General features: G+C 74.8%; 10 protein-coding genes. 9 read left to right on the forward strand and 1 reads right to left on the reverse strand.

Annotated features, from left to right (window positions below):
- The first annotated feature begins 127 nt into the window (after positions 1-127).
- The 7 genes from hpnE to ABD317_RS24875 are packed head-to-tail and all read left to right on the forward strand — an operon-like array spanning position 128 to position 9824.
- Entirely contained in the window at positions 128-1576 is a 1449-nt protein-coding gene (hpnE, locus tag ABD317_RS24845) for a hydroxysqualene dehydroxylase HpnE (protein ID WP_344292132.1), read from the forward strand.
- Between the two features lie 23 nt (positions 1577-1599).
- The gene (locus ABD317_RS24850) at positions 1600-2694 is read left to right on the forward strand and encodes a polyprenyl synthetase family protein (RefSeq protein WP_344292133.1); all 1095 of its coding nucleotides are present in this window, start codon (positions 1600-1602) and stop codon (positions 2692-2694) included.
- 49 nt (positions 2695-2743) lie between these two features.
- Positions 2744-4801 carry a squalene--hopene cyclase gene (shc, locus tag ABD317_RS24855; protein WP_344292134.1) on the forward strand — a complete coding sequence of 686 codons (2058 nt, stop codon included), beginning with the start codon at positions 2744-2746 and terminating at the stop codon, positions 4799-4801.
- Positions 4801-5493 (forward strand): phosphorylase family protein, encoded by a 693-nt coding sequence (locus ABD317_RS24860; protein ID WP_344292135.1) that lies wholly within the window; start codon positions 4801-4803, stop codon positions 5491-5493. The genes shc and ABD317_RS24860 overlap by 1 nt, the downstream gene beginning before the upstream one ends.
- The gene (gene hpnH, locus ABD317_RS24865; protein ID WP_344292137.1) at positions 5493-6533 is read left to right on the forward strand and encodes an adenosyl-hopene transferase HpnH; all 1041 of its coding nucleotides are present in this window, start codon (positions 5493-5495) and stop codon (positions 6531-6533) included. Before ABD317_RS24860 ends, hpnH begins: the two co-directional genes overlap by 1 nt.
- A 1-nt stretch (position 6534) precedes the next feature.
- Entirely contained in the window at positions 6535-8448 is a 1914-nt protein-coding gene (dxs, locus tag ABD317_RS24870) for a 1-deoxy-D-xylulose-5-phosphate synthase (protein WP_344292139.1), read from the forward strand.
- Entirely contained in the window at positions 8445-9824 is a 1380-nt protein-coding gene (locus ABD317_RS24875; protein WP_344292141.1) for an aspartate aminotransferase family protein, read from the forward strand. The genes dxs and ABD317_RS24875 overlap by 4 nt, the downstream gene beginning before the upstream one ends.
- Before the next feature lie 35 nt (positions 9825-9859).
- Here the strand turns inward: ABD317_RS24875 and ABD317_RS24880 are convergent, their stop codons facing one another.
- Positions 9860-10651 carry a tyrosine-protein phosphatase gene (locus ABD317_RS24880; RefSeq protein WP_344292143.1) on the reverse strand — a complete coding sequence of 264 codons (792 nt, stop codon included), beginning with the start codon at positions 10649-10651 and terminating at the stop codon, positions 9860-9862.
- Between the two features lie 142 nt (positions 10652-10793).
- On the opposite strand from ABD317_RS24880, the gene ABD317_RS24885 reads away from it, so the two are divergent.
- Complete coding sequence (locus tag ABD317_RS24885) at positions 10794-12920, forward strand: alpha-galactosidase (protein ID WP_344292145.1); 2127 nt, start codon at positions 10794-10796, stop codon at positions 12918-12920.
- A gap of 86 nt (positions 12921-13006) precedes the next feature.
- Positions 13007-13459 (forward strand): phosphoribosyltransferase family protein (locus ABD317_RS24890; protein WP_344292147.1); only part of this gene is annotated, 453 nt, incomplete at its 3' end.

Consider the following 13459-nt stretch of genomic DNA (forward strand, 5'->3'; position numbering starts at 1 on the left):
CGCGCGCCCCCGGGCTCGACGGGGGCGTCGGTGCGCAGCGCGGCGCGCCGCCGCACCGCAAGGTGTGCGCTCCCGCCGCACGGGCCAGACATAGTGGGTGTCGACACGGATGGGGAGGTGGCCGCTGATGGCGGACTCCGGCCCCGACCGGCGACCGCGGGCCGTGGTCGTCGGCGGCGGGCTCGCCGGGATGACCGCCGCGATGGGGCTCGCCGACGCCGGGCTCGACGTCACGCTCCTCGAAGGCCGGCCGCGCCTGGGCGGGCTCGCCTTCTCCTTCCGCCGCGGCGACCTCACCGTCGACAACGGCCAGCACGTCTACCTGCGCTGCTGCGCCGCGTACCGGTGGTTCCTCGACGAGGTCGGCGGCAGCGGGCTCGCGCCGCTGCAGGACCGCCTGGACGTGCCCGTACTCGACGCCGCCAGGCCGTCCCGCAAGGGCACCGGCCCGCGGACCGGCCGGCTCGGCCGCACCGACCTCCCGGTGCCGCTGCACCTCGCCGCCGGCCTCGCCCGCTACCCCCACCTGTCGCTCGCGGAGCGCGCGAGCGTGGGCCGCGCCGCACTGGCGCTGAAGCGGCTCGACCCCGCCGACCCCGCCCTGGACGGCGTGGACTTCGCCGGCTGGCTGCACCGGCACGGGCAGTCGCCCCGCGCCGTCGAGGCGCTGTGGGACCTGGTCGGCGTCGCCACCCTCAACGCCTACGCCCCCGACGCCTCGCTGGGGCTGGCCGCGATGGTGTTCAGGACCGGACTGCTGACCGAACGGGGCGCCGCCGACATCGGCTGGGCCCACGTGCCGCTCGGCGAGCTGCACGACACGCTCGCCCGCCGCCGGCTGGAGCGGGTCGGCGTCCGCATCCTGCGGCGCACCCGCGCGACCGGGCTGCACCGGGCGCCGGACGGCGGCTGGCAGGTCGGCGTGGCGGCCGGACCCGAACGCGCGGGCCGGGCCGGGGCGACGACCCTCGACGCCGACGCCGTGGTCCTGGCCGTACCGCAGCGCGAGGCGCACGGGCTGCTGCCGGCCGGCGCGCTCGACCACAAGGACCGGCTGCTGCGGATCGGCACCGCGCCGATCCTCAACCTGCACGTCGTGTACGACCGCCGGGTGCTGCACGCCCCGTTCGTCGCCGCGGTCGGCACCCCCGTACAGTGGATCTTCGACCGCACGGACGTCTCCGGCCTCGCCGGCACCCCGCACGGCCGGGGCTGCCAGTACGTGGCGGTGTCCCAGTCCGCCGCGCAGGACGACATCGAGCGGCCCGTCGGCGAACTGCGCGAGCGTTACCTCCCCGAGCTGGCGAAGCTGCTGCCCGCCGCGCGCGGCGCCGGGGTACGCGACTTCTTCGTCACCCGCGAGCGCACCGCGACCTTCGCCCCGTCCCCGGGCGTCGGCCGGCTGCGCCCCGGACCCCGGACCCACGCGCCCGGCCTCACCCTTGCCGGCGCGTGGACCGCCACCGGGTGGCCCGCGACGATGGAGAGCGCCGTTCTCAGCGGCCTCGCCGCGATCCGGGAGACCCTCGGCGGACTGGGCCGAGAAGTGCCGCGGAACCTGCTGGAAGCAGTTTGAGATCCGTCACCGGAGGAGAGAACGTGCCCCGTCCCGAACCGGACACCGACATTGCGGCCACCCCCGGCGCCGCCGCAGTGCCGGCCCTGCTGGACCACGCCCGGGCGCTGACGAACCCCGTGCTGCGGTCCGTGATCGACCGGCTCGTACCCCCCATGGACACCGTCGCCGCCTACCACTTCGGCTGGATCGACGCACACGGCAACCCCGCCGAGGGCGACGGCGGCAAGGCCGTACGGCCCCTCCTGGCGCTGCTCGCCGCCGAGGCCGCGGGCGCCTCCGCCGAGACCGGGCTCCCGGGCGCCGTCGCCGTCGAGCTGGTGCACAACTTCTCCCTCCTGCACGACGACCTGATGGACGGCGACGAGAAGCGGCGCCACCGGGACACCGTGTGGAAGCTGTACGGCCCCGCGCAGGCCGTCCTCGTCGGCGACGCGCTCTTCGCGCTCGCCGGCGAACTCCTGCTGGAACGGGGCACGCCCGAGTCGGCGCGCGCCGCCCGCCGGCTCAACGCCGCCACCCGCAGGCTCATCGACGGCCAGGCACAGGACATCGCGTACGAGCACCGCGAGCGCGTGTCGGTCGCCGAGTGCCTGCAGATGGAGGGCAACAAGACCGGGGCGCTGCTCGCGTGCGCCTGCTCCGTCGGCGCCGTGCTCGGCGGCGCGGGCGACGAGGCGGCCGACGCGCTGGAGCGCTACGGACTCCATCTGGGCCTGGCCTTCCAGGCGGTCGACGACGTGCTGGGCATCTGGGGCGAGCCCGCCGTCACGGGCAAGCAGGCCTGGAGTGACCTGCGCCAGCGCAAGAAGTCGCTGCCGGTGTGCGCGGCGCTCGCCGCCGACGGCCGGGCGTCCGCCGAACTCGCGCAGATGCTCGCCGCCGACGCCAAACGGACCGACGACCGGAAATCCGATGCGGAGAACGGGTTCGACGAGGAAGAATTCGCCGCCCGGGCCGCGTTGATCGAAGAGGCCGGGGGACGCCGCTGGACCCAGGAGGAGGCGCACAGGCAACACGAGAGCGCACTCGCCTCGCTGGACGAGGTGAAGATGCCCGACGAGATCCGCGAACGGTTCGTCGCCCTCGCCGACTTCGTCGTCGTACGTCGGCACTGACACCGACGCCCGGGCCGCGCGTCCGGACGTCCCTTCGAAAGGGGTGTGCATGAATGGCACTGCCGATGGCGGCCACGCAACCGACACCGCCCCCCAAGGGGCGGCGGCTTTACTGGCCGCGCAGCGGGCGGCCGAGCGGGCGACCGCCAACCTCCTCGGCCGGCAGGACGCCGACGGCTGGTGGAAGGGCGACCTGGAGACCAACGTCACCATGGACGCCGAGGACCTGCTGCTCCGCGAGTTCCTGGGTGTCCGTGACGAGCACACCACCCAGGCCGCCGCCCGCTTCATCCGCCGCCGGCAGGGCGCGGACGGCGCCTGGGCGACGTTCCACGGCGGCCCGGGCGACCTGTCCGCGACCGTCGAGGCGTACGTCGCGCTGCGGCTCGCCGGCGACGCGCCCGACGCGGAGCACATGGCGCGGGCCGCCGCCTGGGTCCGCCGGAACGGCGGCATCGCCGCCGCCCGGGTCTTCACCCGCATCTGGCTCGCGCTGTTCGGCTGGTGGCGCTGGGAGGACCTGCCGGAGCTGCCGCCCGAGCTGATCTACCTGCCGTCCTGGTTCCCGCTGAACATCTACGACTTCGGCTGCTGGGCCCGCCAGACGATCGTGCCGCTGACCGTCGTCTCCGCCAAGCGCCCGGTGCGCCCCGGCCCGTTCACCCTCGACGAACTGCACACCGACCCCGTGGAGCCCAGCCCGCCGCGGCCGCAGGCCCCGCCGGCGACCTGGGACGGCGTCTTCCAGCGGCTGGACCGGGCGCTGCACGCGTACCGCAGGGTCGCGCCGCGCCCGCTGCGCAAGGCGGCGCTGCGCAGCTGCGCCCGCTGGATCATCGAGCGGCAGGAGAGCGACGGCGCCTGGGGCGGCATCCAGCCGCCCGCCGTGTACTCGGTGATTGCGCTGCACCTGCTCGGCTACGGCCTCGACCACCCGGTGCTGAAGGCCGGGCTGGAGTCGCTGGACCGCTTCGCGGTCTGGTCCGACGGCACCGGGACGGCGGTGGGGACGGTCGCGACGGCGGCACCGGCGGCGGACACCGGCGGCCCGGCCGATCCGGACGGCGGGCATGCGGACGGCCCGGTGCGGATGATCGAGGCTTGCCAGTCGCCCGTCTGGGACACCTGTCTGGCGACCATCGCGCTCGTCGACGCCGGGGTGCCCGCCGACCACCCGCAGCTCGTCAGGGCCGCCGACTGGCTGCTCGCCGAGCAGGTGCTGACCACCGGCGACTGGTCCGTGCGGCGCCCCGGACTCGCCCCCGGCGGCTGGGCGTTCGAGTTCCACAACGACAACTACCCCGACACCGACGACACCGCCGAGGTCGTCCTCGCCCTGCGCCGCGTGGCGCACCCCGACCCGGCGCGCGTCGACGCGGCCGTGGAGCGCGCCGTCCGCTGGCTGGCGGGCATGCAGTCGAAGAACGGCGCCTGGGGCGCGTTCGACGTGGACAACACCTCGATGCTCCCCAACAAGCTGCCGTTCTGCGACTTCGGCGAGGTCATCGACCCGCCGTCGGCGGACGTCACCGCGCACGTCGTGGAGATGCTCGCCGGCGAGAAGCTCGGCCACGACCCGCACGCCCGCCGCGGCGTCGCCTGGCTGCTCGCCGAGCAGGAGGCGGCCGGCGGCTGGTTCGGCCGCTGGGGCGTCAACTACGTGTACGGCACGGGTTCCGCGGTGCCCGCGCTCGTCGCCGCCGGGCTGCCCCCGTCGCACCCGGCGATCCGGCGGGCCGTCACCTGGCTGGAGAGCGTGCAGAACGAGGACGGCGGCTGGGGCGAGGACCTGCGCTCGTACCCCGACCCGCAGTGGATCGCCCGCGGCGACTCCACCGCCTCGCAGACCGGCTGGGCGCTGCTCGCGCTGCTGGCCGCAGGCGAGCACGACAGCGCGGCGGTCGAGCGCGGCGTGGCCTGGCTGGTGCGCACCCAGCTGCCCGACGGGTCCTGGGACGAGCCGCAGTTCACCGGCACCGGCTTCCCCTGGGACTTCTCCATCAACTACCACCTGTACCGGCTGGTCTTCCCGCTCACGGCCCTGGGCCGCTACCTGTCCGCGACCGCCGGCCGGGAGCCGGCCGCCGGGGACGGCCGGGAGGCCTGATGCCCGACTCACCCGCGCCGCTGCTCGTCGTCTGCGCGCTCGGCATCGAACGCCGGGCGCTCAGGGCGGGCACCGGCCGCGCCGAGGGCGCGGCCGGGGACGCGGGTCCGGTCGCCGTGCTCCGCACCGGTATGGGTCCCGAGCGGGCGGAGCGGGCCGTGGCCCGCCGGCTCGCGGAGGAGCCGTTCCACGGCGCGCCCGTGATCGCCGCCGGCTTCTGCGCCGGACTGCGGCCGGAGATGCGCCCCGGCGACGTCGTCGTCGCCGATGCCGTCCGGGCGGACCGGGAGGGCGCGGAGCCCACCGGCTGCCCGGACAACGGGCCGCTCCTCGACGCCCTCGCGCTTCTCGACGCCCGGGTGCACACCGGGCTGCTGCTGGGCACCGACCACGTCGTACGCGGCGCGGCCGGCCGGGCAGCGCTGCGCGAGCGGGGAGCGGTCGCCGTCGACATGGAGTCCGCCGCCACCCTGCGCACGGCCGCGGCTGCGGCCGGGGCCGGGGTCGGGGCCGCCGAGGCGGGGACGCGGCCCGTTGCCGCCGTCCGGGTGGTCGTCGACGCGCCCGAGCATGAACTCGTCCGTTTCGGAACGCTGCGCGGTGGCATCACCGCGTACCGCGTGCTCAGCTCGGTTCTTCCTGCATTTTTCGAATGGCACCGTCATGTCATGATTCCCAGGAGGCGAACCTGATGGCCATGCCACTGCGCCAGTCGCTCAAGGTTGCCGGATATCTCTTCTCTCAGCGGACGATCCGGCGACGGGAGAAGTTCCCGCTGATCGTGGAGCTGGAACCGCTCTTCGCCTGCAACCTCAAGTGCGAGGGCTGCGGGAAGATCCAGCATCCCGCGGGCGTGCTCAAGCAGCGCATGCCGGTGGCCCAGGCGGTCGGCGCCGTGCTGGAGTCGGGCGCCCCGATGGTCTCCATCGCGGGCGGCGAGCCGCTGATGCACCCGCAGATCGACGAGATCGTCCGGCAGTTGGTGGCCCGCAGGAAGTTCGTCTTCCTGTGCACCAACGCCATGCTGCTGCGCAAGAAGCTCGACAAGTTCGAGCCCTCGCCGTACTTCGCCTTCGCCGTGCACATCGACGGCCTGCGCGAGCGGCACGACGAGTCGGTCGCCAAGGAGGGCGTCTTCGACGAGGCGGTGGCGGCGATGAAGGAGGCGAAGCGCCGCGGGTTCCGCGTCACCACGAACTCCACCTTCTTCAACACCGACACCCCGCAGACCGTCGTCGAGGTCCTGGACTACCTCAACGACGACCTCCAGGTCGACGAGATGATGATCTCCCCGGCGTACGCCTACGAGAAGGCGCCCGACCAGGAGCACTTCCTCGGCGTCGACCAGACCCGCGAGCTGTTCCGGAAGGCGTTCGCCGGCGGCAACCGCAAGCGCTGGCGGCTCAACCACAGCCCGCTGTTCCTCGACTTCCTGGAGGGCAAGGTCGACTTCCCGTGCACGGCCTGGGCGATCCCCAACTACTCGCTCTTCGGCTGGCAGCGCCCCTGCTACCTGATGAGCGACGGCTACGTGCCGACGTACCGGGAGCTGATCGAGGAGACCGACTGGGAGAAGTACGGCCGCGGCCGGGACCCCCGGTGCGCCAACTGCATGGCCCACTGCGGCTACGAGCCGACCTCCATCCTCGCCACCACGTCGTCGCTGAAGGAGTCGCTGCGGGCGGCCCGGGAGACGGTCGGCGGAAACCGCGCGCGAGGGGGAGGGGCATGAGATGCCGCTCCTGGAGAGCATCGGGGGCCCGCGCGACCTGAAGGCGCTGCCGCCGGAGCGACTGGCCGAACTGGCCGGGGAGATCCGCACCTTCCTCGTCGAGTCCGTCGCCCGCACCGGCGGCCACCTCGGGCCGAACCTCGGCGTGGTCGAGCTGACCCTCGCCCTGCACCGGGTCTTCGACTCGCCGGCCGACCGCATCCTGTGGGACACCGGCCACCAGTCGTACGTGCACAAGCTGCTCACCGGCCGGCAGGACTTCTCCGGGCTGCGCGGCAGCGGCGGCCTGTCCGGCTACCCCTCGCGGGCCGAGTCCGAGCACGACGTGATCGAGAACAGCCACGCCTCCACCGTGCTGGGCTGGGCCGACGGCCTGGCCAAGGCCAACGAGGTGCGCGGCAGCTCCGACCACGTCGTCGCCGTCGTCGGCGACGGGGCGCTGACCGGCGGCATGACCTGGGAGGCGCTGAACAACATCGCCGCCGCCCGGGACCGCCCGCTGGTCATCGTCGTCAACGACAACGAGCGCTCCTACTCGCCGACCATCGGCGGCCTCGCCGACCACCTGGCGACCCTGCGCACGACCGACGGCTACGAGCGCTTCCTGTCCTGGGGCAAGGGCCTGCTCGACCGCACCCCGGTGGTGGGCAGGCCGCTGTACGACTCGCTGCACGGCGCGAAGAAGGGCCTGAAGGACTTCATCGCGCCGCAGGGCATGTTCGAGGACCTGGGGCTGAAGTACGTCGGCCCCGTCGACGGGCACGACGTCGCCGCCGTCGAGTCCGCGCTGCGCCGCGCCAAGCGGTTCCGCGGGCCGGTCCTCGTGCACTGCCTCACCGAGAAGGGCCGCGGCTACCAGCCCGCGCTGGACGACGAGGCCGACCGCTTCCACACCGTCGGCGTCATGGACCCGTCCACCTGCGAGCCGGTGGCCCCGGCCGGCGGGCCGTCGTGGACGTCGGTCTTCTCCGACGAGCTGGTACGCGTCGGCGCCGAGCGCGACGACGTGGTGGCGGTCACCGCCGCCATGCTCCACCCCACCGGGCTCGCGGCGTTCGCCGAGGCCTTCCCGGACCGGATCTGGGACGTGGGCATCGCCGAGCAGCACGCCGCGGTCTCCGCCGCGGGCCTGGCCACCGGCGGGCTGCACCCGGTCGTCGCGGTCTACGCCACGTTCCTCAACCGCGCGTTCGACCAGGTGCTGATGGACATCGCGCTGCACCGCTGCGGGGTCACGTTCGTCCTCGACCGGGCCGGCGTCACCGGGCCCGACGGCGCCTCGCACCACGGCATGTGGGACATGTCGGTCCTCCAGGTCGTCCCCGGCCTCAGAATCGCCGCCCCGCGCGACGGCGACCAGCTGCGCGCCCAGCTGCGCGAGGCCGTCGCCGTTGACGACGCGCCCACCGTCGTCCGCTTCCCCCGGGGCACGGTGTCCGAGCCGATACCCGCGACGGCGCGCGTCGGCGGCATGGACGTGCTGCGCCGCGACCGGCGCGAGGACGTGCTCCTCGTCGGCGTCGGCGCCATGGCCTCCGGCTGTCTGGCGGCCGCGGACCTGCTCGCCGGGCGGGGGCTGGGCTGCACCGTCGTCGACCCGCGCTGGGTCAAGCCCGTCGACGCGCAGCTGCCGCCGCTGGCGGCCCGGTTCCGCGTCGTCGCCGTGGTCGAGGACAACTGCGTCGCCTCCGGCGTCGGCGCCGCCGTCGCCCGGGCGCTGCGGGACGCCGGAGTCGACGTACCGCTGCGCACCCTCGGCCTGCCGGAGCGGTTCCTGCCGCACGGCACGCGCGCCGAGGTGCTCGCCGGGGCCGGGCTGACCCCGGACCGGATCGCCGCCGCCGTTGGCGGTGTGCCGGCCGCCCGGGCGGGGGAGCCGGTCCGTACCAGGGAGAGGGACGAAAGCACCCGATGAGCTTCGACATCGCGGCGCTGCTGGCCGAGCGCGGGGGAGAGCGCTACGACCTGCACGCCCGGCACCTCAACCACCAGCTGCCGCGGATGCTGCACACGCTGGGCTTCGACAAGACGTACGTGCGCGCTGAGGGCGCGTACTTCTACGACGAGGAGGGCCGCGACTACCTCGACCTCCTCGCCGGCTTCGGCGTCATGGGCCTCGGCCGCAACCACCCGGTCGTCCGCAAGGCCCTGCACGACGTGCTCGACCTGGACCTCGCCGACCTCACCCGCTTCGACTGCCAGCCGCTGCCCGGGTTGCTGGCGGAGAAGCTGCTGACGTACGCGCCGCACCTGGACCGGGTGTTCTTCTCCAACAGCGGCACCGAGGCCGTCGAGACCGCGCTGAAGTTCGCCCGCTACGCCACCGGCAAGCCCCGCGTCCTCTACTGCGACCAGGCGTTCCACGGGCTCACCACCGGCTCGCTCTCCGTCAACGGCGTCGACGCGTTCCGCGACGGCTTCGCGCCGCTGCTGCCGGACACCGCGGTCCCGCTCGGCGACCTCGACGCGCTGGAGCGGGAGCTGCGCGCCGGCGACGTCGCGGCGCTCGTGGTCGAGCCGATCCAGGGCAAGGGCGTGCACGCGCCGCCGCCCGGCTACCTGCGCGCCGCGCGGGAGCTGCTGCACAAGCGCGGCGGGCTGCTCGTCGCCGACGAGGTGCAGACGGGCATGGGGCGCACCGGCGACTTCTTCGCGTACCAGCACGAGGAGGGCGCCGAGCCCGACCTCGTCTGCCTCGCCAAGGCGCTGTCCGGCGGGTACGTGCCCATCGGCGCCACCCTCGGCCGCGGGTGGATCTTCAAGAAGGTCTACTCGTCGATGGACCGCGTGCTGGTCCACTCGGCGAGCTTCGGCACCAACGCGCCCGCCATGGCCGCGGGCCTCGCCACCCTGCACGTCCTGGCGGACCAGCGGCTCGCCGAGAACGCCCGGCACACCGGCGACCTGCTGCGCGGCAAGCTCGCCGGGCTGGTCGACCAGTACGAGCTGCTGCACGACGTGCGCGGCCGCGGGCTGATGATCGGCATCGAGTTCGGCAAGCCGGCGTCGCTGAAGCTGCGCGGCCGCTGGACGCTGCTCCAGGCCGCCCGCAAGGGGCTGTTCGCGCAGCTGATCGTGGTGCCGCTGCTGCAGCGCCACCGCATCCTCACCCAGGTCTCCGGGGACCGCCAGGAGGTCATCAAGCTGCTGCCGCCGCTGGTGATCGGGGAGACGGAGGTGCAGCGGTTCCTGGACGCGTTCACGGCCGTGATGGACGAGGCGCACGCGGGCGGCGGGCTGATCTGGGAGTTCGGCCGCACCCTGGCCAAACAGGCGGTGTCCGGCCGCTGAACTGCTGAGCCGCTGAACCGCCGCCGTCCGCGGCGTCAGGCGGCCAGCAGCCGCTCGCGCAGCCGCTCGCGGGCCGTGTCGCTCAGCCGCAGCGCCTCGCGCAGGTAGCGGTCGACGGTGCCCCAGCGTTCGGCGATCGTGTCGAACGCCGCGCCCAGGTAGCTCGCCCGCGCGTCGAACAGCGGGCTGAGCAGCTCCATCACCTCGGGCGACGTGCCGCCCTGCGCCTGCTCGCCGCGCGTGACCCGGTAGCGCCGGTGCTGCGCGTTGGACGCCAGGTAGTCCGTCTCGATCGCCTCCCGCTCGACGCCCACGGCGAGCAGCGCCAGGGCGACGGTCAGCCCGGCCCGGTCCTTGCCCGCCGCGCAGTGGAGCAGGGCGGGCGTGCCGCCGTCCGCCAGGGTGTGCAGCACCCGGGAGTGCTCCGCGTTGCGGCCCAGGATCATGGCGCGGTACGAGTCCTCCATGCGGGCCGCGGCCTTGCCGTCGCCGAGCAGCGAGCGGAGCGTCGGGATGTCGCCGTCGCGGACCAGCTTCCAGAACTCCTTGCCCTCGGCCGGGTCGTTGAGCGGCATGTTGACGTTCTGCACGCCGGGCAGGTCGATGTCGGGGCCGTCGAGGCGGATGTCGGCGGCGTTGCGGAAGTCGAAGACCGTGCGCAGGCCGAGCGAGCCGAGGAAGACGGCGTCCTCGGCGGTGGCGTGGGCCAGGTGCCCGCTGCGGTAGAGCCGGCCGTGCCCGGTCTGCCCGCCGTCGACGGTGGGCAGCCCGCCGACGTCGCGGAAGTTGCGGACACCGGTCAGCTCCGGCTCGGTCGTCTGCGTCATCGAAGCTCCGTAACGTCGGGAAGGCCGGGAAGGCGGGGAAGGCGGGGAAGGCACGGCCCTTCGACAGTACGACAATCGCATGCTGGACAAGCATCCCCCCGGCTGCGATGTTGTGTACCTCTGTTGAGTTCTGGGAGACGCCATGGTCGAGGTCGGTGGGAACGGTCGGATCTGGCTGCTGTCGGGTCCGCACAGCAGCTACGCCCTGCGGCTGACGCGGCACGACGAGCTGCTGCACCTCCACTGGGGCCCGCGGCTCACGCTCGCCGACGCCGAGGCGCTGGCCGCCGAGCGGCTGCCGCGCACCCGCTCCTTCGAGTCCCGTCTCGACGGCCGCGAGGAGTACCCCGTCGAGGGCGGGGCCCGCTTCGTGCGGCCCGCCCTCGCCGTACGCGCCGCGGACGACGCCCCCGGACCCGGCGGCCGCGGCAGCGAGTGGGAGTTCCGCGGCGCCGCGACCGCGGGCGACGAGCTGCGCCTCACCTTCCACGACCCCGTGCACCGGCTCGCCGTCACCCTGCACTACCGCATGCGCGCCGGCGCCGACGTGCTGGAGCGCTGGGCCACTGCCGGCCACGAGGGCGGCCCGGACGACCCCGTCCTGGAGCTGCTGCGGCTGGACTCGGCGGCCTGGACCCTGCCGCGCGCCGACCGCCGCCGGCTGTCCCACCTGCACGGCCGCTGGGCCGCCGAGAGCCTGCTCGCCCGCGCCGAGCTGACCCCCGGCGAGACCGTCATCGGCAGCCGCCGCGGCCACACCTCGCACCGCCACCTGCCGTGGATCGCCCTCGACGACGGCACCGCCGGCGAGGAGCACGGCGAGGTCTACGGCTGCGCGCTGGCCTGGTCCGGGTCCTGGCGCATCGCCGTGCAGCAGCTCCCCGACGGCGTCGTGCAGGCCGTCGGCGGCGCCGGGCACGACGACTCCGGGCTGGTCCGGCTCGCGCCCGGCGAGTCGTACACCGCGCCCGTCTTCGCCGGGCTCTACACCGCCGGCGGCTTCGGCGCCGCGTCCCGCGCCTGGCACGCCTGGCAGCTCGCGCACGTCGTACCGGAGGCGCACATCCCCCGGCCGGTCCTCTACAACTCGTGGGAGGCCACCAAGTTCGACGTCGAGCAGGGGCACCAGCGCGAGCTGGCGCGGCGGGCCGCGGCGATGGGCGTGGAGCTGTTCGTCGTCGACGACGGCTGGTTCGGCGCGCGCACCGACGACCGGGCCGGGCTCGGCGACTGGACCCCCAACCCCGAGCGCTTCCCCGACGGGCTCAAGCCGCTCGCCGACGAGGTCCACGGCCTCGGCATGCACTTCGGCATCTGGGTCGAGCCGGAGATGGTCAACCCCGACAGCGACCTCTACCGCGCCCACCCCGACTGGGTGCACCACCGGCCGGGCCGCCGGCGCACCGAGTTCCGCCACCAGCTGGTGCTCGACCTCGGCCGGCCCGAGGTCCGCGCGCACCTGTGGGACCGGCTCGACGGGCTGCTGCGCTCCGCGCCCATCGACTACGTCAAGTGGGACTTCAACCGCTCCCTCACCGAGCCGGGCGCGCAGACCGACCCCTCCGTCCCGCACGTGCAGGGGCTCTACGAGCTGCTGGACCGGCTGCGCGCCGCGCACCCGCACGTCGCCTTCGAGTCCTGCTCGGGCGGCGGCGGCCGGATCGACCTCGGCATCCTGTCCCGTACGGACCAGGTGTGGACCTCCGACAACACCGACCCGCTCGACCGGCTGCCGATCCAGCACGGCATCGGCCAGATCCACCCCGCCAGGGTCACGGCCGCCTGGGTCACCGACAGCCCGAACGAGCAGATGCAGGACCGCGTCAGCAGCCTGCGCTACCGCTTCGTCAGCGCCATGGCCGGCGTGCTCGGCGTCGGCGGCGACCTCGCGCGGTGGGGCGACGAGGAGCTGGCCGAGGCCGGGCGCTGGGTGGAGCTGTACAAGCGCGTCCGCCCCGCCGTCCAGCTCGGCCGGCTGTACCGGCTGCGCCCGCCGCAGGAGGGCCTGACCGCGGTGCAGTACGTCCTCGGCGACGACCCCGGGCGCGCCGACGAGGTCGTCGTCCTCGCCTGGCTGCAGGCGCAGCGCTACCGCGAGCCGCTGCCGCCGCTGCGGCTCGCCGCGCTCGACACCGCCGCCGAGTACGAGGTGCTGGCGGGCGGCGAGCCGGGTGCGGTGCTGCGCGGCGCGGTGCTCGCGCACCGGGGGCTGCACACGGGGCTGGCCGGCGACCTCGACGCGACCGTGGTGCACCTGCGCCGCCGCTGACCGCGCGGCGCGGCCCGAGGTGCGGCCCCGCCCGGGCCGGCGCACAATGTGACGTGACCGGGGGGACCGAAGACGGAGCGGGACCCATGCGCTTCCAGGACCGCACCGAGGCGGGCCGCACGCTCGCCCGCCGGCTGCAGGGCGGCCGGCCCGGGGCCGGTGCCCCGCCCCCGCCCGTGGTGCTCGCGCTGCCGCGCGGCGGTGTGCCCGTCGCGTACGAGGTCGCCCGCGCCCTCGGCGCGCCGCTCGACGTCCTGCTCGTGCGCAAGATCGGCCATCCGCACCACCCGGAGTACGGGCTCGGCGCGGTGGCGGGCGACGCCCCGCCGATCGCCGACCCGGCCGCGCTCGCCGCCGCGGGGTACACCGCCGGCGACCTCGCGCCCGTGGCCGAGCGGGAGCGCGCCGAGCTGCGCCGCCGCGAGGACCTCTACCGGGCGGGCCGCCCGGCACCCGCGCTGGCCGGGCGCTGGGCCGTCGTCGTGGACGACGTGCTGGCCACCGGCGCGACCGCGCGGGCGGCGCTGCCCGCGGCGCGG

This window comes from Streptomyces synnematoformans (assembly GCF_039531005.1).
Taxonomy (GTDB): Bacteria; Actinomycetota; Actinomycetes; order Streptomycetales; family Streptomycetaceae; genus Streptomyces; species Streptomyces synnematoformans.

Excerpts from the sequence above, each read along its gene's own strand:
- hpnE (WP_344292132.1), top strand. The coding sequence starts at position 128 with ATGGCGGACTCCGGCCCCGACCGGCGACCGCGGGCCGTGGTCGTCGGC.
- shc (WP_344292134.1), top strand. The coding sequence starts at position 2,744 with ATGAATGGCACTGCCGATGGCGGCCACGCAACCGACACCGCCCCCCAA.
- ABD317_RS24860 (WP_344292135.1), top strand. The coding sequence starts at position 4,801 with ATGCCCGACTCACCCGCGCCGCTGCTCGTCGTCTGCGCGCTCGGCATC.
- hpnH (WP_344292137.1), top strand. The coding sequence starts at position 5,493 with ATGGCCATGCCACTGCGCCAGTCGCTCAAGGTTGCCGGATATCTCTTC.
- dxs (WP_344292139.1), top strand. The coding sequence starts at position 6,535 with ATGCCGCTCCTGGAGAGCATCGGGGGCCCGCGCGACCTGAAGGCGCTG.
- ABD317_RS24875 (WP_344292141.1), top strand. The coding sequence starts at position 8,445 with ATGAGCTTCGACATCGCGGCGCTGCTGGCCGAGCGCGGGGGAGAGCGC.
- ABD317_RS24880 (WP_344292143.1), bottom strand. The coding sequence starts at position 10,651 with ATGACGCAGACGACCGAGCCGGAGCTGACCGGTGTCCGCAACTTCCGC.
- ABD317_RS24885 (WP_344292145.1), top strand. The coding sequence starts at position 10,794 with ATGGTCGAGGTCGGTGGGAACGGTCGGATCTGGCTGCTGTCGGGTCCG.